The 23,135-nt window shown below is 66.8% G+C and carries 17 protein-coding genes; 10 read left to right on the forward strand and 7 right to left on the reverse strand.

Going from position 1 to position 23,135, the window contains the following annotated elements; translation table 11 throughout:
* Positions 1-187 precede the first annotated feature (187 nt).
* The 4 genes from QTN24_RS12775 to QTN24_RS12790 form a co-directional block, all read right to left on the reverse strand.
* The gene (locus QTN24_RS12775) at positions 188-553 is read right to left on the reverse strand and encodes a hypothetical protein (protein WP_313837514.1); all 366 of its coding nucleotides are present in this window, start codon (positions 551-553) and stop codon (positions 188-190) included.
* Positions 550-1,593 (reverse strand): VENN motif pre-toxin domain-containing protein, encoded by a 1,044-nt coding sequence (locus tag QTN24_RS12780; protein ID WP_313837516.1) that lies wholly within the window; start codon positions 1,591-1,593, stop codon positions 550-552. Before QTN24_RS12780 ends, QTN24_RS12775 begins: the two co-directional genes overlap by 4 nt.
* Positions 1,594-1,839: 246 nt before the next feature.
* Complete coding sequence (locus QTN24_RS12785; RefSeq protein WP_313837518.1) at positions 1,840-9,474, reverse strand: hemagglutinin repeat-containing protein; 7,635 nt, start codon at positions 9,472-9,474, stop codon at positions 1,840-1,842.
* Between the two features lie 32 nt (positions 9,475-9,506).
* The gene (locus QTN24_RS12790) at positions 9,507-11,288 is read right to left on the reverse strand and encodes a ShlB/FhaC/HecB family hemolysin secretion/activation protein (protein WP_313837520.1); all 1,782 of its coding nucleotides are present in this window, start codon (positions 11,286-11,288) and stop codon (positions 9,507-9,509) included.
* A 381-nt stretch (positions 11,289-11,669) separates the two neighbouring features.
* Here QTN24_RS12790 and QTN24_RS12795 point away from each other — a divergent pair, with 381 nt between their 5' ends.
* The 8 genes from QTN24_RS12795 (at position 11,670) to bfr (ending at position 18,594) form a co-directional block, all read left to right on the forward strand.
* Positions 11,670-12,032 (forward strand): NirD/YgiW/YdeI family stress tolerance protein, encoded by a 363-nt coding sequence (locus tag QTN24_RS12795; RefSeq protein ID WP_124682582.1) that lies wholly within the window; start codon positions 11,670-11,672, stop codon positions 12,030-12,032.
* A gap of 418 nt (positions 12,033-12,450) precedes the next feature.
* Complete coding sequence (gene gshA / locus QTN24_RS12800) at positions 12,451-13,746, forward strand: glutamate--cysteine ligase (RefSeq protein WP_124682581.1); 1,296 nt, start codon at positions 12,451-12,453, stop codon at positions 13,744-13,746.
* A 92-nt stretch (positions 13,747-13,838) separates the two neighbouring features.
* Positions 13,839-14,792: a glutathione synthase gene (gene gshB / locus QTN24_RS12805; protein WP_313837522.1), complete on the forward strand. Its 954-nt coding sequence runs from the start codon at positions 13,839-13,841 to the stop codon at positions 14,790-14,792.
* A 123-nt stretch (positions 14,793-14,915) separates the two neighbouring features.
* Positions 14,916-15,371: a PTS sugar transporter subunit IIA gene (locus tag QTN24_RS12810; protein WP_124684986.1), complete on the forward strand. Its 456-nt coding sequence runs from the start codon at positions 14,916-14,918 to the stop codon at positions 15,369-15,371.
* On the forward strand, positions 15,340-15,609 hold the full coding sequence (locus QTN24_RS12815; protein WP_019449710.1) for an HPr family phosphocarrier protein: 270 nt from the start codon (positions 15,340-15,342) through the stop codon (positions 15,607-15,609). Before QTN24_RS12810 ends, QTN24_RS12815 begins: the two co-directional genes overlap by 32 nt.
* A 49-nt stretch (positions 15,610-15,658) precedes the next feature.
* Positions 15,659-17,416 carry a phosphoenolpyruvate--protein phosphotransferase gene (gene ptsP / locus QTN24_RS12820; protein ID WP_124682578.1) on the forward strand — a complete coding sequence of 586 codons (1,758 nt, stop codon included), beginning with the start codon at positions 15,659-15,661 and terminating at the stop codon, positions 17,414-17,416.
* A 239-nt stretch (positions 17,417-17,655) separates the two neighbouring features.
* Entirely contained in the window at positions 17,656-17,961 is a 306-nt protein-coding gene (locus QTN24_RS12825; RefSeq protein WP_124682577.1) for a bacterioferritin-associated ferredoxin, read from the forward strand.
* 153 nt (positions 17,962-18,114) lie between these two features.
* Complete coding sequence (gene bfr / locus QTN24_RS12830) at positions 18,115-18,594, forward strand: bacterioferritin (RefSeq protein WP_313837527.1); 480 nt, start codon at positions 18,115-18,117, stop codon at positions 18,592-18,594.
* Positions 18,595-18,821: 227 nt separating this feature from the next.
* On the opposite strand, the gene QTN24_RS12835 is transcribed toward bfr, so the two are convergent.
* The 3 genes from QTN24_RS12835 to gpmA form a co-directional block, all read right to left on the reverse strand.
* On the reverse strand, positions 18,822-19,574 hold the full coding sequence (locus tag QTN24_RS12835) for a molybdopterin-synthase adenylyltransferase MoeB (protein ID WP_313837528.1): 753 nt from the start codon (positions 19,572-19,574) through the stop codon (positions 18,822-18,824).
* 93 nt (positions 19,575-19,667) lie between these two features.
* Positions 19,668-21,278, reverse strand: coding sequence for a S41 family peptidase (locus tag QTN24_RS12840; RefSeq protein ID WP_313837529.1), 1,611 nt, complete (start codon positions 21,276-21,278; stop codon positions 19,668-19,670).
* A 202-nt stretch (positions 21,279-21,480) separates the two neighbouring features.
* Positions 21,481-22,227 carry a 2,3-diphosphoglycerate-dependent phosphoglycerate mutase gene (gene gpmA, locus QTN24_RS12845; protein WP_313837530.1) on the reverse strand — a complete coding sequence of 249 codons (747 nt, stop codon included), beginning with the start codon at positions 22,225-22,227 and terminating at the stop codon, positions 21,481-21,483.
* 145 nt (positions 22,228-22,372) lie between these two features.
* On the opposite strand from gpmA, the gene QTN24_RS12850 reads away from it, so the two are divergent.
* Together QTN24_RS12850 and grxC are read left to right on the forward strand one after the other, a co-directional pair.
* Positions 22,373-22,786: a rhodanese-like domain-containing protein gene (locus tag QTN24_RS12850; RefSeq protein WP_313837532.1), complete on the forward strand. Its 414-nt coding sequence runs from the start codon at positions 22,373-22,375 to the stop codon at positions 22,784-22,786.
* A gap of 85 nt (positions 22,787-22,871) precedes the next feature.
* The gene (gene grxC / locus QTN24_RS12855) at positions 22,872-23,129 is read left to right on the forward strand and encodes a glutaredoxin 3 (RefSeq protein WP_124682572.1); all 258 of its coding nucleotides are present in this window, start codon (positions 22,872-22,874) and stop codon (positions 23,127-23,129) included.
* The last annotated feature ends 6 nt before the right edge of the window (positions 23,130-23,135 follow it).

Genomic DNA, 23,135 nt, shown 5'->3' on the forward strand with positions numbered 1-23,135 from the left:
GCTGTTACACCGGCGCCTTGAAGCCCGATTCGCTAAGTGCTTCTGATTATGATTTATTTATCGAAAATACCAACCACCCCAACATTTCCCGACGGGGACTTTCAGTATGATCCACCCGAACATATTCCACATGACACCGGCTGCATGATGCATTGATCCAGATAAAACGATAACCAGCAGAAAAAGCTTATCCGTTATCTGCATCGATTCTACCGCCGAAGATTTTTAGGTCATCCAGGGCATCCGATGCTGCCCCAGAAATTTTTGGGTCATTTGCGAACTGCTCAAGAATGTGCCTCATAATGTCAGTGTTCGCTGTGGGATTTGTCCGCACGACGTGTCCAATACAGGTGACGGCGAGATTCCTCAATGAACTCAATTGGCTTACATCATTGGCGACCCCGCACAGTCTCTCCAGAACCCACTTCCAGTCTTTCTCGAAGTGAGCAATGCTAAGGCAAGCATTCGCAACTGTCTCCGGCAAATTAGATCCCAATGCGAGGTCTACCTGGGACTTCGGAAGTTCCATAATATCTTGATACTTCATCGTCATTTTACTTTTCCCTTCCGATTCACATAGCCTGCTCTAACCAAAGCATTCTGCATATCGACGCCAAGATCGTCCCATGCGCGGACGTGGCCATGGTAAACATTCCCCAACGTGCGATCGAATACCACAAATTCTCCGGTTTTCGAATCAAATCCTACACGTCGTGGTGATGTCCCTTTTACCCGTACAGATTTCTCGAGCGCGTCTTGTCCATTGACAGGACCGCGGCTCTTAATCGGGTTGTCAGTGGACCCGTGATACGGAGCCGCTTGATAGGCAAGATTCTTGGGAGTGGTTGATCCACCAATCCCCGCTGCCGCCCCAATCCCAACATCCGCCACCAGCCGGGCGACCTCTTGCGGGTCCATCGGCTCATCGCCAGCCAGCTTGTTTGCATTGGCGATAGCGACGGTTCGCAATTGATTCAGGCTGGCATCGCCGAACCGTAGATCAGCGTACTCGGTCTTCTCTGCGTCTGACCAATTGCCAGGCCCTTTTTCCTGGAGTTCGGCCATTCTCTCGCCCTGGGCCTGTTGTTCCAATCGCAGGTCCCGCGCGAGCGTCAGACATTCTGACTGCGTCGAACAGTCCGTCACTTCCCGCTTGTTCTTCTTCCATTCGGCGGCGTATTCGGCGCGGACTTTGTCCCGGCAGGCTTTGTCCGCGCAGGCGGCCATGGCTTCGGCGCGATCCCGTTTTTGCGTATGGTTCAGGTAGTTATTCTCCGTCGCCACCTTCCCCACATTCGCCCCGGCCGCCGCGTCTCCAACCGTCCCGCCCGCAATTCCTCCCGCAGCCCCTCCCACGATTGCCCCGGCCAGTTGCACCAGCGCCTTGCGGTCCGACTCGCTGAGGTCTTTCTGGTCGAGCAGGGCCTGGCCGAACGCCTCCATGGCCAGTGAGGCGGCTGCGCCGCCAGCCGCGCCGGCGGTGAAATTGCCACCGATGGCTTCGGCCATCAGGCCGCCCACCAGCGCGTGGACGGCGGCCTTGGTCCCGGGGGAGCTGCCTACCAGCACATCGCCGACCTTGTTGTAAATCAAAGGCGCCGCCTGCTGCGCCACCTCGCTCTTGATCCGGTTCAGCTCCTGCTGGTCCTTGACCTTCTGCGCGTCGAAGATCTTGTCGATGCTGTCGTTCGCGTTTTCGATGTCGCGGTTCAGGTTGGCGAGGGTTTCGTCGGCGGTCTGGCCGGTCCTTTCCAGCTGTGCGGCATCGTCGGTGATCTTGACCGTGCCGGCGGCGATGGCGCTCTTCGTCTTGCCCGACGCGTCGCCGCCGAGGTCCTTCTAGGCGTTGCCGGCGGCAGTGGCCGCGAGGCTGCCGGCCACGCCCTGCAGCAGGTTGCTGTCGCCGCCCCACTTCACCTGGGCCGGGGCGACCGGGCCGACGTCGGGGGTGTCGGCCGGCACGCTCTTGCCGCCGCTGTAGCTGCCGACGAACGTCGACGAGCCGCTCGTGTACGACGCGTGGTTGTCGATATCGCTTGTGGTCAGCGTGCCGGTGACCAGGCGGTTCTTCTCCGGGTCCGCCGTGCTGGCGAGGATGCCGCCACGGAGGTCGGTGTTGCCCTTGACCGGGATGTCGAAGCCGCCTTGGCCCGCGTAGATGCCGCTTTGTTCCCTGACCGAGCTGTAGGTGCTGTCGGTCTTGCCCTGTGTGTGGGTGCCGCTGGCGTTGACGGTAGTGCCGACGCAGAACGGTGGTACGCAGATACTGGCCTGCATGCCCGATGACGTTTCGCGCGAGGTGAAGTCGTCGGTATCCGGGCGGCTCTCGATGTTGAAATCGCGGCCCACCGAGCCGCCGATGGTGTCGGCGATCAGTTGTGCGCCCCGGAGATTGGCGTCGCGGCCGCTCGTGACGGTCAGCTTGTCGGCGGCCGTCACGCTGGCATTGCGGTTCGTCACCGAGTTGCCCCGCGCGTTCCCCTGCTGCTGGCTCGCGGCCAGTTCGAGGGTGAAGCCGTTCTGGTCGCCGCCGATGCCGAAGCCCACGCCCACGCTGGCGTTGTTGCCGCTGCTGCGGCTGTCCAGGCTAGTGCGGTCCCGGGCGCTTTCCAGATCGACATCCAGAGCGGCGCTGAGGTCCACCGTCCTGCCGCTGATCTGGACGCCACGGCCGCTGATGGTGCCGTCGCTGGCAAAGCCGTCCGCGTCCTTGCCGCCCGATCCGGTCGCCACGATGGCCACGGCGTTGCCGGCCTTCACCGTCGTGCCCTGGAACGTGTTCGACTGGCTGCGCGATTCACTCGACTGGCTGCCGCCGCCCACGCTCGCCGTCACCTTGATCGCGGCGGTGGGGCTGGTGCCACCGCTGGTCACCGCCTGGATGCCCTGCACGCCATTGGCCACGGCCAGGCCGGCCTGCACGCCGTACAGCGTCGCCACGCGGCCGTCCTTCTTCTCCTCCACCGCCCGCGCGGCGTTCTCGACGGCCTGCGCCGCCGTGACCGTATAGCCGGACAGCGCGAGCGTGGTGCCGTACTGACTCACGCGGTGGCGCTCGTTCAGGCTCGCCGCATCGTCGGCGGGGTCAAGCACGACGTTGCGGCCGATCATCGTCAGGTCGTTGCAGGCGGCGATGTCGGCGCCGCGCGCGGTGATGTCGTCCTTCGCCACCATCGTCACGTTGCCGGTCTGGCTGACCACCTGGCTGCGGATCGTGTTCTGCGTGGCCTGCGTGCCGTCCGCATGGCGCGATTCGCTGCGCATGCCCACCGTGCCCGCGTAGCCGGTGCCGCCCAGGTCGCCGATCTTCCGGCTGGCGCTGTCGCTGCGTTGTGACAGCGTGTCCTGGCCGGACAGGATGTCGATCCTGCCCTGGGCGGCCGACAGGCCGATGTCGCCCTCGGCTGCAAGGCCGCTGCCTGTCAGCGTGATGTCGCCAGTGCGTGTCTTGATGCCGACGGTATTGCCCGTCACCATGCTGGCGTTCTGCCGGCTGCTGGCAACCTCGCCGCTACTGCTGGCGCGCTCGGTGCCGAAAGGCACCATGCCCACGCCGCTGTTGTTCGGTCCGCCGCCGATATGCCGGGCCACGTCGCCGAGCGAGGGCGAGGCGCCACTGATCTTCCAGCCGCTGTTGCGGGCGCTGCTGCGCTCGCTGTAGGTGTCGGTCGAGGCCTGTATCGTCACGCCGCGCTCGGCGTCCAGCAGCGCAGCGCCGCCAGCGCTGATGGTGCTGCCCGAGGCGAGGATATTGCCGTCGAGCGCCTTGCCGGCAGCATCGGTCTCTCCGCTGCCGATTGCGCGGACGCGAACGTTGCCGGCGCCCGTCAGGCTGCTGCCGCTACTGACCGTGGCGACGCTGGAGAACTCGCTGCTGCTGCGCTGGCTTCCGGCCGACACGGCGATCTGGGGCGTGGTCAGCGCCGAGGCGCCCAGTTCCTTGACGGTGCCAAGCGCGCGGGACACGGCGCTGCCGTCCTTGTGCACCGCGTCGAGGTTCTTGTAGGTGTCGAACGGCGTGCCCACCAATGCCACCGACAGGCCGCTCGACCTGCGGCTGGCGCTGGCATCCTGCGCGATACGATCCACGCCCTCGGCGACCATCACGTTCTTCGCCTGGATATCGATGTTGCCCGCCGCTGGATCGGCTTCGGCGGCATGGCGCCCAGCCACGAGATCGCTGCCGATGATCGCCGCGTCCTTGCCGGCCACGATCACCACGTTGCCGTTGCTGGCGCCGACCATGCTGCGCGCGTCGCTCTGGGTGACGGCCAGCGCATGGCTCGCGCTGCTGGCGCGGCTGCTGCCTACGCCCACGCCGATGCCGCCCTGCCCGGCGAAGCCGGACACGCCCGAGGTCTTGCGCGATTGCGACTGGCTTTCCTCGCGGATGTTCTGTCCGGCCGTGACGAGTACGTTGCCCTCGGTGGCACGCAGGGTCACGCCGGTGGTGCCGGCAATCTGGCTCTGGCGCACCAGCAGGTCGTTGCCGGCCTGGATCTTGACGGAATCGCCGGACAGCGTGCTGCCCACGCCGAGGTCGGCGTGGCTGCTCGTGCTGGCATTCTTCGACGTGCGGCGCACGAAGCTGCCGCTGCGCGAGCTGACATCGAGGCTGCTGTCGTGCAACTCGCGCGCTTCGGCCACGGTGACGTTGCGGTCACCCACTACCGTCAGGGCGCCTTCGCCCTTGCCATCGGCGCCGGCCGTGACCGTCGCACCGATCAGTTCGACGTTGCCCTTGCCGTCCGTGCGCTTGACGCCGCCGCCGTTGTCGCCGGCCTTCACGGCCGCCAGCGTGGCGTTGCCGCCCGCCGAAATCGATACACCCACCGTGGTCTGGTCGCGGCTGTGTTCTTCGCGCTGGTGCTTGCGGCTGCGGCCGACGCTGTCGTGCGTGCGCTCGTCGGTCACGGCCTGGGCGACGAAGTCACCGCCGGCGATCATCGTCAGGTCCGCCCCAGCCTGCACCTGGGCGCCACGCAGCGTGGTGTCGCCGCCGCTGCTCGTGGCAAGGCTGCCGCCTGACCGGAGGCTCGACACGGCGTGCCGCACCTCGCTGTCGGCGCTGTTCTGCCTCGGGCTCTCATAGACCGACTGCGCCGTCCGGCCGGCTAGCGCGTCGAGCGTCAACTGTCCGCCGGCCACCACCGTGCCGTTTCCGCCGGCTGCCAGCGTGGCGCCCGCCAGCCTGACATCGCGCCCGGCGGAGACCAGCAGGTCCCCGGTCGAGGTGATGCCAGCCTGCCTGCCGAACAGGCTCGCCGACGCCTTCGCGTTGCCCACCGCGTGCGTCACGCCTTGCTGGTCGAACAGCGTCTCGTTGCGCATGTCGCGGCCGGCCACGAGCCCGAGCTGGTCGGCCCGGATCTGGCCTGACTCGTTGACGATGTCGCGACCCGCCGTGATCGCCGCCACGCCCGCGCTGCGCAGCATGCCGCCGCGGTTGTGCAGGTCCTGCGCGGCGCCGATCGACAGCCGGCTGCCGGCGTCGATCACGCCACTGTTGCGCATCGATCCCGACTCGCGCAGTTCGATATCCTCGGCGGCGATCAATGCCCCGTTGGGCTTCAGGTCCGCGGCGTTGGCTTGCGCCAGGTAGACACGCGGGACCATGACGCTCTGCTTACCGCCATCGGGCAGCGTGACCGTCTCGGAGACCAGCCAGACAATGTCGGTGGTCAGCGCCGACATCTGCGCGGCGGTCAGCGCCATGCCGGGCAGGATGTTGAACTGCTGTGCTGCCTGCACGCCCGACGCCATCAATGCCGTGTACTGGTCCTCGGCATTGTCATGGCCGGCCAGGTACACGCGGCCGCTCAGTTCGGTAATCTGGTCGCGGATCAGCTTCTGCTCGTAGAAGCCGTCGCCAAGGCGCTTCTGCGTCAGCGATGGATCGATGCCGAGCAGACCCAGCATGTAGTCCGACGACAGGAAGTTGCCGTAGTTGGCGAAACGCGGGTCCGACTCGATCAGGTACGTGGCGTCTGGGTCGCTGCGATAGTGGAACAGCCCGTTCGACGGCAGCGTCAACGGGGTATTGGCCAGCGACGCCGTGCCGCCCGTGGCCCCGCCATCGATGCCCGGCAGGCCGGTGCTGCCCGTGCCGGCCTGCGGGTCCAGCTTGCCGACGTCCTCGTTGCGGATGCCGCCGCCGTATATCGTCAGCCTGTTTCCGGCGGTGATCGTGCCGCCGATCGAGCCGACTTCCTTCGGCGTTTCGATGATGCTCGGCTGCACCACCGGCCCCACGTCCTTGTCGATCTCCTTGTTCCAGGCGTAGGTCGAGACAATGTCATGGCGCGTGCGTTCGAACAGCGTGCGGCCCGTGTTGACGACCTTGGTGGAGCCGAACTGGCCGGAGGCGACATCGCCCGACTGTTCCATGTCGCCGATCAGCATGTCGCCGCCCGAGGCGATCTGGCTGTAGGCGTTCGTCAGCGTGCCGACGTTGGCCAGTATCATGCCCCCGCCGCTGATCAGGTTGGCGCCGCGCTGGTCGGGATTGGCGTCGCGCTCCGTAGTGGTGGTGGTCGTGGTGTCCCGGGCGATCTCCACCCGCTGCCAGTTCTTGCGCGCGTCGTTGCGCGTGGCGTACTCGCTGGCCGGGTCGTAGTGGATGTCGCGGTCGTAGCCGTCCCAGTAGTTCACGGCCAGCACGCCATCGGCGTCTGTCAGCGTGTTGTAGTCGATCCGGGTCGCCACGCCGTCGATGTTGACGACCAGCCGCTTCTTGCCGGTATCGTGCGAGACAATCTGCGCCGCGTCGAACGTGCCGTCGACAGGCGTCTTGTAGGGCCCGGCCCAGACCGCCCAAGTACATCCCATCTGCGGGTAGGCGTTGGACGTGGCGCAATGCACGTACTTTTCGCGCTTCCGCTCGTGCTTCGTCTCGGTGGTGGTGTCGCTCTCCACCACGGGCGCGGGGCGCTGATTGACCAGTTCCTGCGCGGCGATTTCCACCACGCTGCTGCTGCTGCCGGCCTCGATGGTGCTGCTGTCGTTGACCACCCGCGCGGCGCGGTGCTTCAGCAGGCCCCGCTCGTCGCGCTCGCCATCGGCGGCGATGTTGATATCGCCGAGGCTGTAGACCGTGGCGCCGTTGGTGTTGCTGACCAGCGCGCTGCCGTACAGGTTCAGCACGCCGGTAGCCGCCATCACGGCATGGGGGCCATCGTTGCCGATGCGCTCCGCCTGGCTGGTCAGCACATCGGCGAGCATGGTGCCGCTGTTCGCGAGCGTGGCGCTGGAGGTGGTCAGCGTATCGCCCTCGATCCGGCCCGCGTTGCTCAGCGCCCCCAACGTGGTCAGCGTGGTGGTGCCGGCGTGGATGACGGCACCGGCCTGATTGTCGATGCGAGCGGCGTCGAGCTGTAAACCCCGTACCGCTTCCAGCCGCGCCTGGTTCGTGAACGCCCCGTGCGCCTTGATTGTCAGGTCCCGCTCTGCCCTCAGCACGTTGCCGGCGGCATTGACATAGGCGCCGCCAAGCGTCAGTGCGAGATCACGGCCGGCATGGATCGTGCCGGGGCCCGTGAGCCGGCCGGTTTCGAGCGCGATATCGGCGTCCGCGAGGACTTTGCCGCCCGCGTTGCTCAGGCTGCCTGCACGCAGCACCGCACTGGTGCCGGCCGCCAGGCTGCCGCCATCGTTACTGACGGCCGCGTCCTGCGCGTCAAGCGCCAGGCCGGTGCCGGCGTAGGTCTTGCCGCCGGCATTGTCGAAGGACTCGCCTGCCGCGATGGCGAGCGCACCGCCCGATACCAGTTGGCCCCCGGCGGTGTTGGCAATCCGATCCGCCCGGATGCTGGCATCGCCATTGCCGCCCAGCATGGCCTCGCCCGTGTTGTCGATCGTCGCGGCCGCCACCTGCGTGCTGCCCGTGCCGGTGTTGATGATCCGGCCGTTGGCATTGGCGAGTTTGCCGCCGGCTTCCACGTCCAGCGAGCCGGTTGCCTCCAGCGTGCCGCCCGAGTTGTCGATGTCGCCTGATGCCTTCGCGTCGATCGTGGCCGCCGCAACCTGGGCGCCGCGCGTGTCGATCGATCCGCGCGCTTCGGCCTCCAGCCTGCCCGCTGCGTACACGCGCGCGCCGGCCAACCCCACGCCGCCGCTGCGCGCCGTCAGGGCGATATCGGCCCCGGCCTGGGTCCGGCTGCCGCCGAGCTGGATGCGGGCCGCATCGATCTCCACGCGTTGGCCGGCGAGGTTGTCGCCAGTCGCCGTGGCGACGCTCGCCGCCTTCAGGCGCAGGCTGCCGGACTGGCTGGCCTTGCCGTTCGCGTCGATGCCTGCCGCGAGCGTGCCAGTCGAGTGCACCGTCTGCCCCGCCAGGGCGAGATCGCCGCCGGCAATCAACGTGCCGGTGTTATCGACCGAGGCGTCACTGACCAGCGTCATCGTGCCGCCAGCCGCCGTCGACCCCGCGTTGTCGATGCCCTGTGCACCCCGTATTGCCAGCGCGCCGGTGGCCGACGTGGCACCACCAAGCACCACGCGCCCGGCGCTGTCGATCGAGAAGTCCCCCGCCTGGGCTGCCAGGGTGCCTGCGTTGCGTACGCCGACGCCACCCTCGGTGCCCACCAGCCGGATACGGTTGGCGTACATGCCGCCGAGGCTGGCCACGTCGATGCCCACGGTGGGCCGCGCCCCCGCTCCTTCGATCACCTGCACGCCAAGGCCCGGGTAGTCCACGCGGTTCGCTCCGGAGACCACATTGGCGCTGTCGGCCCAGAGCTTGCCATTCAGCGTGACCGAGCGCGCCACGAGGTCCACCTGCTCCAGGCCCGAGCCGTTGAAGCCTGCCCCTTCCACCTGGATGCCGCCGCGGGTGACCCGGAAGGCGGCCAGGCTGCCATCGCCCCCGAATACCGGTGCGCCCGTGGTCAGCGTGGCCCGATTGGCGTTGATGAAGCCCCCGCCGTTCACTGAGATGCCATTGCCGTTCGAGATCACCACATCGGCACGCTGGCCCGCCACTTCCACGAAACCGTTGAGCCGGGACGGACTGCCGCCAGTTACCTCGTTCAGGATGATCCGGGCCGGGCCGCTCGTGCCAAGGTTGGCGTTGCCGGGCACATGGCCGCCGAGTTGGGTCTGGCTGATCGCGGCGCCGTTGTTGAGGATCGCGCCCCGGCCATCGACCGAGAACTGCTGGTACTGGTTGTGCGACACCCCGGCGCCCGAAGGCCGGTTGATGTTGACCAGGGGCACGCCGTTCGGTGCCGTGGTCACGCCCGGCCCCCGCCCGGCGGGGTCGGCCACGATCTGGGCCGCCGCCCCGTGCACCACGCCGAGCAGCAGCAGTGCGCTCCAGGCGATGGCACGCAGCGTCGCGAGCACGGGCGAGGCCGGCGCGGCACGCGCTCCAGACTGGCCCCCGGCGGACTTGCCGCGCGATGCCGCGCACTCGGCAACAGCCACGAGCATGCCGCGCATCTTGTTGAAAACCAGGCGATAGCGATTGCTGTTCATGATCGACGATTCAGGCGCGCAACGGGCCGCGTTCAGTACTGATAGGAGACAGAGAAACCACCGGTCGGCTTGCGGGTCGGGAAGGTGTCGGGCTGGTAGAGCGGCCAGCCGAGAAAGGCGTCGAAGTACAGGCCCCGGAACGGGCTGCCGCGCAGGCCCACGGCGGTGCCGGCCAGCGTGCGGCCAGCCAGCCATGCAGCGCTGGGACCGCCCACGGTGCCCGCGTCGAGCGCCAGGTAGGCGGTGTAGCCGCTGCCGCCGAGCGGCACTTCGAGGTCGTTGCGCCAGTAGGCACCGCGCTCGGCGGCCAGCGTCAGGTCACCGTCGAAGCCGCGCACGGTCCAGCGGTTGCCGATCGACAGGAACTCGCTGGAGAACGTGGCTTGCCCGGTGTACTGGCCATGAACCGTGGTGACGTAGCGCAGCGGCAGACGGCGCGAATCGCCCACGGGCAGGCTGAGCGGCACGGCCAGCGTGGCATCGAGCACCGCCACGCGATAGAGGAACCTGTTGCGCAGGCCTGGCGCGTCGGGTTCCAGCGTGCGGACCTGCGTCTGGCCGCCAAACCACGGCACGCCAAAGCGGTAGGCCAGTTGCAGATCGAGCTGGGCCGGGCCCAATTGCCGCCGATGCAGCCACGCCAGCTCGGCGAACGTGGTGTTGCGCTGCTGGTTCAGGATCTCGGTATCGGCGATGAACGCGTGGCTCCACCGCCGGCCAAGCCGGAACTGCAGCGTGTTCTTCTGGAACTGGTCGCGCTGCAGCAGGTACTGGGCCTTCAGCTCGGCGGATCTGGAATCGCCGCTCGACTCGAACGTCTCGTTGTGGCCGGCGATGCGCTGGAAGTACTGATAGGTGCTGGCGCTGGCGCCGAAGGTCCAGTTGCCCCAGGGCACCGAGTAGCTGGCATTGGCGCCCCAGGTGCCGCGACCGCCCTGGCCAGTGTTGGCATCGTGGCTGCCGCCGAGGTTGAACAGGTCGTTCAGCCCCAGAAGATTGTCGATGCCCACCGAGGCGTTGGCTTGCAGCTTGCCGGTGCCCGGGCTGCCGCTGTCGTCGAATCCGGCCACCAGCTTCCACGGTTTCTGCCGTCTCACCGTGATCACGACATCGGATTCGCCGGGCAGCTCGGCGGGCACGATCTGCATTTCAACGTCCTGGCTCGGCACGCGTTTCATCTGTTCGAGACCCTGTTCGAGGTCGCGGATGTCGAGCAGGTCGCCCGGGCGCGCCGGGAAGGCCGTGCGCCACGTGCCACGCGTAGCCGCGTCGGCGAAGCGGATCTGCCGGATCACGCCGGGTATCAGCGTGAGGCGCAGCGTGCCGGAAGCCAGGTCCTGTGCCGGTACGGCCACGCGCGTCGTGGTGTAGCCACGCCCGAGAATTTGGGCGCCGAGCCGGCGGACGATGGTGTTGATGCCTTCGCGGCCGATGCACTGGCCCGCGAAGCGGTCGAGGTAGTCTTGTGCAAAGCGGAAAGGGTCCATCGGCAAAGCGCTGGCGCCGAGGCGTTGGGTCTCAGGCGACATCTGTGCCGGTACTTCGAGCAGCAACGTGGCGATGTCGAAACACGCTGACTCCGCGGGAAGGTCTGCCGAGAACGCGTCCGAAGGGCGGGCGCCGCTTTCCAGCGCCACGGTGGGCGCCTGAACCTGACGGGCACGCTCGCTGGCGTCCTCGACACTGCGCTCCCGCTGTAACTGCTGGCTCTGCTCGCGCTGCATCCGGCGCACCGCATCCGCGACGTCGGGCGGCACCTGCGCCAGCGCCAGTCCGCCCCACCACACGCCCGCCGCTGAAATGGCGCGGCTCAACCAATAAACCGAACTTCGACCCATGCTGCGATTTTTTATGCCAAGTAGGAAACTGGCCGACCCTCGCGCCGGCAGATGTCACACGCGCGGAGAAGCGTGGCGTGCAGGCTCCGGAAACTAGCAGCGGACTGTCCTGGCAAAAATCGCAGAAACACGAAAATTTGCGATGTTGGAACAAAGAAGAAAAGGTCCGCATGGAAGCGGACCTTTTCGGGTGATGCGGTGGTGGCGGGTGTGGCCGGGTAGGGCCTTACTGGCTTGAGTTGATACACCTCAAGCCCCGGCCATGTGCCGGGGCTTTTTTATTGGATCAAGACCGGGCGTGGCGGGCAGGCGTATGGTGGTCGGGCGTCCCCCATCCACCACATGGAGGTACCAGCCATGCCACGATTCTCCAGATGGATTCTTGTCGCCGGCGCCGTGCTGGCGTCCGCCGCCGCCCAGGCGCAGTACGCGGGGCCGGGCGCTGTCTCTACCACCACCACGGTCAAGGACCTGTTGGCGCAGGGCCGTGACGACCAGCAGGTGTTGCTGCAGGGGCGGATCGTCCGGCACCTGGGCGGAGAGGACTACGAGTTTGCCGATGCCACCGGCAAGATGCGTGTCGAGATCGACCACCAGTTGCTGTCCGGACACCATCCGGCGATCGACGACAAGCGCGAGGTCAGGCTGACCGGCGAATTCGAGCGTAAGGTCATCGGGCAGCCGCACGTGGAGGTCGACCGGCTCGAAGTCGTGCGTTAGCCGGCGTTGATGTGGATTAGGCGATACTTTCGCCGGCGTTGGGCCCGCTGGCGACCCGATGCAGATGTTGCCCCGGCGATATTCGCAGGGTGCTTAAATCGGATCTTAAAAAGTCTCAATTGTCTTTAAGGGGGCGCGGGCCTAGAGTGCCAATGAGGCAGTTTCCTCCACCTGCAGAACGCTCCCCGTATCTGTCAGACCATTTGAAAGCGCGGCGTGATGCCGCGCTTTTTTTTTATGCCCATTACGGCCCACGGCGCCGCGCCGGGCCGCGCCGGCCTTTGAAATTGGGCCATCGTCCCCATCTCCCCATCCCCAAAGCCGGCCGCCGCATATGGTTATGCGGCCGGAGCCAGCAGGGTGATAGCCGTTCCCTTACAATCGGGGCGGACAATAAAGCTGATTCCTTAGGATGGATATGGTCCCGCACCTCATCACCGCGCTGAACGGTCCGCTGCTCGAGCTGGAAAAGAAGATCCTGGACGCCACCCCGTCCATCGAGCGCTGGTTCAGGCTGGAATGGCAGGAACATACCCCGCCGTTCTATTGTTCCGTCGACCTGCGCAATGCCGGCTTCAAGCTGGCGCCCGTCGACACGAACCTGTTCCCGGGCGGTTTCAACAATCTCGCCCCCGAAATGCTGCCGCTGGCCGTGCAGGCCGCCATGGCCGCGATCGAGAAGATCTGCCCGGACGCCAAGAACCTGCTGCTGATTCCCGAGCGCCACACCCGCAACATGTTCTACCTGCAGAACGTGGCGCGGCTGTCGCTGATCATGCGCCAGGCCGGGCTCAACGTGCGGCTAGGGTCGCTGTCCGAGGAAATCACCGAGCCTACCCCGATTGAACTGCCCGACGGCCAGACGCTGGTCGTGGAGCCGCTGGCGCGGCTGGGCTCCAAGGGCCGCCGCCTGGGGCTCAAGGATTTCGACCCGTGCTCGATCCTGCTGAACAACGACCTGTCGGCCGGCATCCCGCCGGTGCTGGAGAACATCCAGGAGCAGTACCTGCTGCCGCCGCTGCACGCGGGCTGGTCCACGCGCCGCAAGAGCAGCCACTTTGCCGCCTATGACGAGGTGGCCAAGAAGTTTGCCAAGCTGATCGACATCGACCCGTGGATGGTGAACCCGTACTTCGCGCGCCAGTCGGGCGTGAACTTCCACGAGCGGATTGGCGAGGAAGAGCTGGCCGATGCCGTGGAAGGCGTGCTGAAGAAGATCGCCAAGAAGTACCGCGAGTACGGCATCAAGGAAACGCCGTACGTGGTGGTCAAGGCCGATGCGGGCACCTACGGCATGGGCATCATGACCGTGCGCGACCCGGCCGAGGTCAAGGGCCTGAACCGCAAGGAACGCAACAAGATGAGCGTCGTCAAGGAGGGCCTGGAGGTCTCCGACGTCATCATCCAGGAAGGCGTGCACACGTTCGAGAAGGTCAACGAGGCCGTGGCCGAGCCCGTGGTCTACATGATCGACCGCTACGTGGTGGGCGGCTTCTACCGCGTGCACACCGGCCGCGGCAACGACGAGAACCTGAACGCGCCGGGCATGCATTTCGTGCCGCTGGCCTTTGCGCCGAACGGTATTCCGGACAGCCATGCCAAGCCGGGCGCGGCCGTGCCGAACCGCTTCTACATGTATGGCGTGGTGGCGCGGCTGGCGCTGCTGGCGGCGTCGCTGGAACTCGAGAAGACCGACCCGAACCCGATCCTCTGATCCCCGGGCGCCGGCCCGCCGGTCATGCCCGCACACGGCCCGGCACGCCCGGGCCGGTCCTTTTCACCTGACGCCGAACGCGACGAGCCATCATGCGCATCCTCTTCATCACCGATCCGCTGGAAACCTTCAAGACCTACAAGGATTCCACCTACGCCATGATGACCGAGGCGGCGGCGCGCGGGCACGAGCTGTTCTTCTGCCTGCAGTCGCAGCTTTCGCTGGCCGCCGACGTGGTGGAAGCCGTGGTCCGGCCGCTGGAACTGCTCGACGACGCGCACGACTGGTTCCGCCTGGGCGAGGCCGCCGTGCAGCCGCTGGCCACGTTCGACGCGGTGCTGATGCGCAAGGACCCGCCGTTCGACATGGAGTACGTGACCAGCACCTGGCTGCTGGAACTGGCCGAACGCCAGGGCGCGCGCGTGTTCAACCGGCCGCAGGCCATCCGCGACCATTCCGAGAAGCTGGCGATCGGCCAGTATCCGCAGTTCGTCACGCCGACGCTGGTCACGCGCGACGCCGGCCGCATCCGGGCCTTCCACGCCGAGCACCAGGACATCATCGTCAAGCCGCTGGACGGCATGGGCGGGATGGGCATCTTCCGCGTGGGCGCGGACGGCATGAACCTGGGGGCCATCGTCGAGACGCTGGGCAACAACGGCGCCCGCACGCTGATGGTCCAGCGCTACATCCCGGCGATCAAGGAAGGCGACAAGCGCATCCTGCTGATTGGCGGCAAGCCCGTGCCGTACTCGCTGGCGCGCATCCCGCAGGGCAGCGAGATCCGCGGCAACCTGGCGGCGGGCGGCATCGGCCGCGCCCAGGAACTGAGCGCGCGCGACCGCGAGATCGCCGAAGCGCTGGCGCCGGGCCTGTGGAAGAAGGGCCTGCTGCTGGTGGGGCTGGACGTGATCGGCGACTACCTGACCGAGGTAAATGTGACGAGTCCGACCTGTTTTCAGGAAATCACGCAGCAGACGGGCTTCAACGTCGGCGCGATGTTCATCGACGCGCTCGAAGAGGCGGTGGCCAGCGAGCGGCGCTGACATCGGCCGGACTGTGGTGCCGCCATGATGCGACGGCACCACAGTCCGGCGGGCGTACCAAATCGCGGGGAGGGCCGGGGGGCTGCCTGCTACAATCCGAGGCAATCCAACGGATTCACCATCATGGCAGGAATTCTGATCATCGCGCATGCGCCGCTGGCTTCGGCGCTGCGCGATTGCGCTGCCCACGTCTACTGTGGCCAGCCGCCCCGGGTCGAGGCAATCGACGTCGTGGCCGATGCCGATCCGGCTGCCGTGCTGGCCGACGCGCAGCGCAGCCTGGCAGCGGTCTGCGAGGAAAACGGTGCCCTGGTGCTGACCGATATCTTTGGCGCAACGCCCGCCAACATCGCCGCCCGCCTGGCCGAACCCGGCCGCGTGAAAGTGCTGGCTGGCGTGAACCTTCCCATGCTTGTGCGCGCCATCTGCTACCGGGCCGAGAAGCTCGACCAGCTTGCCACCAAGGCGCTGGCCGGCGGCGCGCAGGGCGTGCTGCAGATTGGCACCACCACCGTCCAGAACCAAACCGCAAACCATCCCGATAAATATGCTGCAGAGGGACACCACCATCATCAATAAGCTCGGGCTCCATGCCCGCGCGTCCGCCAAGCTCACGCAACTGGCGGGCAGTTTCAACAGCCAGGTCAAGATGTCCCGCAACGGGCGCCAGGTCGACGCCAAGAGCATCATGGGCGTGATGATGCTGGCCGCCGGCATTGGCTCGACGGTCACGATCGAGACCGACGGCCCCGACGAGCAGGAAGCGATGGACGCGCTGCTGGCGCTGATCGCCAACCGCTTTGGCGAAGGCGAGTGAGGCCCGGCACCCTTAACAGAATTCCTCAACGTTCCTGACGGAGCGGGTCATGCCCTTTGCCTTGCACGGCATTCCGGTTTCTCGTGGGGTCGCCATCGGGCGGGCCCATATCCTCGCGCCGGCGGCGCTGGACGTATCGCACTACCTGGTCGACGAAGACCGGCTCGATGCCGAGGTGGAGCGATTGCGCGCGGCGCGCGCGGCCGTGCGGGCGGAACTGGCGGTCCTGAAGCGCGACCTGCCGCGCGACGCGCCCGAGGAAATGGGCGCGTTCCTGGACGTCCACACGATGATCCTGGACGACGAGGCGTTGTCGCGCGAGCCCGAGACGCTGATCCTGCAGCGCCGCTACAACGCGGAGTGGGCACTGACCACGCGGCTTGAGGAACTGATGCGCCAGTTCGACGAGATCGAGGACGAATACCTGCGCGAGCGCAAGGCCGATATCCAGCAGGTGGTGGAGCGCATCCTGAAGGTGCTGGCTGGCGCGCCGGTGCTGGCGCCGGCCCCGGTGCCCGCGCTGGCGCCCGACGGCGAGGCGGCGCCCGGCGTGATCGTGGTGGCCCACGACATCGGCCCGGCCGACATGCTCCAGTTCAAGCACACGATGTTCCACGGGTTCGTGACCGACCTGGGCGGGCGCACGTCGCACACGGCCATCGTCGCGCGCAGCCTGGACATTCCGGCGGCCGTGGGCGTCAAGAGCGCCAGCGAGCTGATCCGGCAGGACGACTGGATCATCATCGACGGCGACGCGGGGCTGGTGATCGTCGACCCGTCGGCCATCATCCTGGAGGAATACCGGCACCGCCAGAGCGAGCGGGCGCTGGAAAAGAAGCGGCTGCAACGGCTGCGGCACATGCCGGCGGTGACGCTGGACGGGCTGGAGATCGAACTGCTTGCCAATATCGAACTGGCCGAGGACGCCGGGGCGGCGCTGTCGGCCGGCGCGGTGGGCGTGGGGTTGTTCCGCTCTGAATTCCTGTTCATGAACCGGCGCAGCGAGATGCCGGACGAGGAGGAGCAGTTCCTGGCCTACCGCAACGCCGTGGAGGCCATGCACGGCCTGCCCGTGACGATCCGGACCATCGACGTGGGCGCCGACAAGCCGCTGGACGGCCTGGCCGACGAATTCGAGACCGCGCTGAACCCGGCGCTGGGGCTGCGGGCAATCCGCTGGTCGCTGTCCGAGCCGGCCATGTTCCTGACCCAGTTGCGTGCGCTGCTGCGGGCGTCGGCCTTCGGCCCGGTGCGGCTGCTGATCCCGATGCTGGCCCACGCCAGCGAGATCGACCAGACGCTGGACCTGATCGCCCAGGCCAAGCGCCAGCTGGACGCGCGCGGCCAGCCGTACGATCCGGGCATCAAGATCGGCGCGATGATCGAGATCCCGGCGGCCGTGCTGCTGCTGCCGCTGTTCCTGAAGCGGATGGATTTCCTGTCCATTGGCACCAACGACCTGATCCAGTACACGCTGGCCATCGACCGTGCCGACAACGCGGTGGCGCACCTCTACGACCCGCTGCACCCGGCCGTGCTGCAACTGATCGCCCGGACGATCCGCGACGCCAACCACGCGGGCGTGCCGGTGGCGGTGTGCGGGGAAATGGCGGGCGACCCGGCCATGACCCGGCTGCTGCTGGGCATGGGGCTGCGCGAGTTCTCGATGCACCCGGCCCAGCTGCTGCGCGTGAAGCAGGAGGTCATCCACGCCGATTGCGGGCGCCTGAGCAAGGTGGTCGACCAGATCCTGGCCTGCTACGAGCCCGACGAGCTCGCGGTGGCCCTGAAGCAGTTGCAGGGCTGACGCGGCGCCGCAACAACCCTGCACTGGCGAGGGGTATTGGGCAACCGAATCGGCGTCGAAAACGGCACTTTTCTCCCGAAAAGTGGCGCTGAAAATCCTTGCAGGATGCTTGGCCGTGGCACGCGTGCAGAGGCGGGCGCATCGCGTTTAATGGGAATTGTTATCATTTTCGATCTCTGTTATTCTGCCTTCCATCGCGTACGGCATGCCGGTGCCGACGCAGCCCCCAGGAGGTAGTTGTGTACGTCTGCATCTGCAATCAGGTTACCGACCATGAGATCCATGGTGCCGCTCATCTTGGCGTGACCACGCTGGACGAGCTGGCCGAGACGCTGGGCGTCGGGACCTGCTGCGGCCGCTGCCGCGACTGCGCGAGCCAGGTGCTCTGCGAAGGCGTTGCCGCCGTGCAGACGATGAAGGCCTCCAAGCTGTCTACCATCCAGGTCGTCGAGATTCCGGCCTGTTCGCCGGCTGCGTCACATGCCATAATGGAGGCTCGTGACCCGGCAGTCGCGAACGATCAACGCACCGCGCTGGTGGCGTGATCCGTTAAGCAGAATCTCACCGAACAACGCGTGAATTGAGAAGCGCGCCCACGGACTGGCTCCGCGGCGCGTTTTGTCATTTCGCGCGCTTGTCTATTTGCTGAGTCGCCTCTCGTACGCCGGGTCCATCGTTGTCTGCAACCGGAGCCCCCTATGAAAGGTGACAAGAAAGTCATCCAGCACCTGAACGCCCAGCTCAAGAACGAGCTGACCGCGATCAACCAGTATTTCCTCCACGCACGCATGTACCGTCACTGGGGCCTGAAGAAGCTCGGTGACGTCGAGTACAAGGAATCGATCGGCGAGATGAAGCACGCCGACCGCCTGATCGACCGCATCCTGATGCTGGACGGCCTGCCGAACCTGCAGGACCTGCACAAGCTGCTGCTGGGCGAAGACACGCCCGAAATGCTCAAGTGCGACCTGAAGCTGGAGCAGACTGCCCACGCCACGGTCAAGGAAGGCATTGCGTACTGCGAATCGGTCGGCGACTACGTCAGCCGCGAAATCCTGGTCAATATCCTCACGGACACCGAAGAGCATATCGAGTACCTGGAAACGCAACTGGACCTGATCGACAAGGTCGGCCTGCAGAACTACCTGCAGTCGCAGATGGAGCCGGGCGAGCAGTAAGCCGCCGGCAGGGCCCGGCCGCTGCCGCCACAGGCAGGCGCGGCCCGGTCAGGCGCGTGGCGCGGCATGGCGCCACGCCCGGGTGCGGACCAGGTGAATAACCGTTCTCATTCGGATTCTTGTCTTCATCCAGACCGATCGCGGACTGGAAACAAAAAAAGGCGACCACGCGGGGAGGGGGCTCCACCGCCTGGTCGCCTTGTTTTTTGGTGCGAAGGCGCCGCGGCTCAGTGCCGTCCGCCGCAGACCTCGCAGCCGGGCGTGCGCGCCAGGCGCATCGTCGTCCATTCCATCGTCATCGCATTGACCATCAGCAGCCGTCCGGCCAGCGTCTGGCCCATGCCGGTCAGCAGCTTGAGCGCCTCGGCGGCCTGCACCGTGCCGACCATGCCGACCAGCGGCGCAAAGACGCCCATCGTCGCGCACGCGGCTTCGGGGGCTGGCTCGGACGGCGGGAACAGGCAGCCGTAGCACGGCGCCTCGGGGTCGCGCAGGTCGTAGACGCTGACCTGGCCGTCAAACCGCAGCGCCGCGCCCGATACCAGCGGTTTGCGGTGCTTCAGGCAGGCCCGGTTCACCGCCTGGCGCGTGGCGAAGTTGTCGCAGCAGTCCAGCACGACGGTGGCGTCCGCCACCAGGGCGTCCAGTTCGGCATCGCCCACGCGCCGGGCCACCGTCTGCACGGCGATGTCGGGATTGATCCGCAGCAGCCCTTCGCGGGCCGATTCCACCTTGGGGCGGCCGACATTGGCCGTGGTGTGCAGGATCTGGCGCTGCAGGTTGGTCAGGTCCACCGCGTCGTCATCGACGATGGTGATGCGGCCCACGCCGGCCGACGCCAGGTAGGGCAGCGCGGCCGCGCCCAGCCCACCCGCGCCGATGACCAGCGCATGGCCGGCCAGCAGGCGCTCCTGGCCTTCGATCCCCAGTTCGTCCAGCAGGATATGGCGCGAGTAGCGCAGCAGCTGATCGTCGTTCATGGCTCGGCTTCCAGCAAAAACGGCCCGGCGGTGCAATACCGCGGGCCGCAGGATGGTGGCGTGCCGCGCGCCGGGGCGCGCGGCCTGACGCCGTTACTTCTGGCCGGTGGGCGTGCCCAGGGGCTGGCCCATCGGCGCGCTCGCGGGCGGCTGGCTGGCCGGCGCGGGCTTGGACGGCGCCGGAGCGGGCTTGGCGGCCGGCTTGGCCGCGGGCTTGCCGGCCTTTTCTTCCTTGGTGTCCGGCTTGCCGGCGGTGCCGGTGGCTTCCAGGCGCGACTTCGAACGCTGCACCGGCTTGCCGTCGAGCTGGGCGATGGCCTGCTGGAGCATGAAGTCGTCGGCCGAACCGAATTCCACCGGCTTCTTCTTGCGATCCTTCTCACGCTCTTCCGGCGTCTTCTTGGAGTTTTCTTCCTCCAGGCGGCGCAGTTCGTCCACGCGGCGGCGCTCGCGCTCGTTCATTTCCGGCTCTTCCGATTCCTGCTTGTTATGCAGGTGGCGCTCGGTGTCGATCTCGCGCGTGATCAGTGCGTCATCCGGATCGCCTTCGGGATTCTGGTCGACCGGGATGTCCGGGCGGATGCCCTTGGCCTGGATCGACTTGCCCGACGGCGTGTAGTAGTACGCGATGGTCAGCTTGATGCCGGTGTCGTTGGTCAGCGGGCGCACGGTCTGCACCGAACCCTTGCCGAACGTGGTCTTGCCCATGATCAGCGCGCGCTTGTGGTCCTGCAGCGCGCCGGCCACGATCTCGGACGCCGACGCCGAGTAGGCGTTGGTCAGCACGATCATCGGCATCTTCTTGAACTGCGGCGGCAGGTCCTTGAGCGGATCGTCCTCCAGCGACGACAGGCGGTAATTGTTGAACGTCGCCTTGTAGACGCGCTTGGCGTCGGGCACCTGGCCGTTGGTCGACACCACGGTGGCGTCGTCCGGCAGGAACGCCGCCGCCACGCCCACGGCGCCCTGCAGCACGCCGCCGCCGTTGTTGCGCAGGTCCAGGATGATGCCCTTCAGGTTCGGGTTCTTCTCCGCCATGTCCTTCAGGCGGCGGCCCAGGTCGGCAACGGTGCGCTCCTGGAAGCTCGTCAGGCGCACCCAGCCGATGGTGTTGTTGTCGAGCATCTTGGTCTTGACCGACTGCACGCGGATCTCGGCGCGCGTGATCGAGACCGGGAAGGTGCGTTCCTCGCTCTTGCGGTAGATCGTCAGCGTGACCTTGGTGCCCGGTTCGCCGCGCATGCGCTTGACCGCCTGCTCCAGCGGCAGGCCGCGCACGGGTTTGTCGTCGATCCGGGTGATCAGGTCGCCGGGCTGGATGCCGGCGCGGAAGGCGGGGGTGTCCTCGATCGGGTTGATGACCTTGACCAGGCCCTCCTCCTGCGAGATCTCGATGCCCAGGCCGGCAAAGCGGCCGCGGGTGCCTTCCTGCAGTTCCTTGAAGTCCTTCTCGTCCAGGTAGGCCGAGTGCGGGTCCAGGCTGGCGACCATGCCCTTGATGGCCTCGGTCAGCAGCTTCTTGTCGTCCACCGGCTCCACGTACTCGCGCTTGATCTGCCCGAAGATATCGGACATCAGCCGCAACTGGTCCAGCGGCAGCGGCCCGGAGCTGTTCTGCGCGGTCGCGGAGATCTGCAGCGTGGCCAGCACGCCGGCTACGACACCGACTGAGACAAGGCTAATGTTCTTGAGCGTCTTACGCATGAGGGCTGCCTGAACTTTTGTGGGTGGTGCGAAAGGATAAACCCGGGCCGCACGGGCGGTGTCCGGCGCGGATTGACCGACAGTATAAGAGGGTGCGCGGAAAAAGACCTGCGGGCCACCCGGCCTGGGTGGGGGCGGCCACACATGGCCGGGCCGCGCCTACCCGGGGGCCGGGCGGGACGGCACGGCCGCGCACGGTGCCTCAGCGGGCCTTGCCCTGGTTGGCCACGGCGGCCAGCGACGCGGCGATGGCGTCCTGGTCGCCCAGGTAGTAATGGCGCAGCGGGCGCAGGTCGGCGTCCAGCTCGTAGACGAGCGGGGTGCCATTGGGGATGTTGAGGCCGACGATATCGTCATCCGAGATCTGGTCCAGGTACTTCACCAGCGCGCGGATGCTGTTGCCATGGGCGGCAATCACCACGCGCTTCCCGGCTTTGATGTCGGGAGCGATCGATTCGTTCCACAGCGGCAGCACGCGGGCCACCGTGTCCTTCAGGCATTCGGTCAGCGGCAGCTGCTCGCGCGGCACATTGGCGTAGCGCGGATCGTTGTACGACGCGCGCTCGTCGGTGGGCTCCAGCGCCGGGGGCGGGGTGTCGTAGCTGCGGCGCCACACCAGCACCTGGTCGTCGCCGTACTTCTTCGCCGTCTCGGCCTTGTTCAGGCCGGCCAGCGCGCCGTAGTGGCGCTCGTTCAGGCGCCATTCGTTGCGCACCGGAATCCACATCAGGTCCATTTCGTCCTGCACATGCCAGAGCGTGCGGATGGCGCGCTTGAGCACCGACGTGTAGGCCACGTCGAAGGCGAAGCCGGCTTCCTTGAGCAGCTGGCCGCCCTGGCGGGCCTGGGCCACGCCGGTGTCGGTCAGGTCGACGTCGACCCAGCCCGTGAAGCGGTTTTCGAGGTTCCACGTCGATTCGCCGTGGCGGATGAGAACGAGCTTGTACATGCTGCTGCTTCCAGGGTAGTGAGTAAGCTGCGGCGCGCGGCGCCGGCGTCACGCCGGGCGTGGCAGGCGCCGCCCGAAATAATCGGCGCTGGCGCGAAACCGCGTATTTTATAATGCCGCCGACCCAACCCAACGGAATGCCAACGTGAATTTCTTCGCCGATTACAACAACCTGGCCCTGATCGCGATCGCCGTGGTCTCGGGCGGCCTGCTGGCCTGGCCGCAAATCAAGGCCGGTACGGGCGGCAAGCGCGTCAACACGGCTGCGGCCACGCAGCTCATCAACCGGCGCAACGCCGTGGTCGTCGACGTACGCGACGCGGCCGAGTTCGCCAAGGGCCACCTGCCGCAGGCAAAGAGCGCGCCGCTGGCCGACATTGCCGGCCGCGCCCCCGGCCTTGCAAAGGACAAGGCGACCCCCATCATCGTCATCTGCCAGACCGGCCAGCGCTCGGGCAAGGCCCAAGCAGCGCTCAAGGAAGCCGGTTACAGTGAGGTCTATGCGCTGGAAGGCGGCATGGCTGCCTGGCAGCAGGCCGGCCTGCCGGTCATCAAGTAACAGCCCCATTCAACATGCAGCGCGCGGCGCGGCACTGCCCTGGGCGGTGCCGCGCCGCGGCTTTTTGCAGTCAAGGAGATTCCGCATGGCCCGCGTCGTCATGTACAGCACGGTAGTGTGTCCCTATTGCCAGATGGCCGAGCGCCTGCTCAAGCAGCGCGGCGTCGAGACGATCGAGAAGATCCTGATCGACCGCGAGCCCGGCAAGCGCGAGGAAATGATGACCCGTACGGGTCGTCGCACCGTGCCGCAGATCTATATCGACGACACCCACGTGGGCGGCTTCGACGACCTCTCGGCGCTGGACCGCCAGGGCGGCCTGGTGCCGCTGCTGGCCGCCTGAGGCGCC

The organism is Cupriavidus sp. SZY C1 (assembly GCF_032190535.1).
Lineage (GTDB): Bacteria > Pseudomonadota > Gammaproteobacteria > Burkholderiales > Burkholderiaceae > Cupriavidus > Cupriavidus pauculus_C.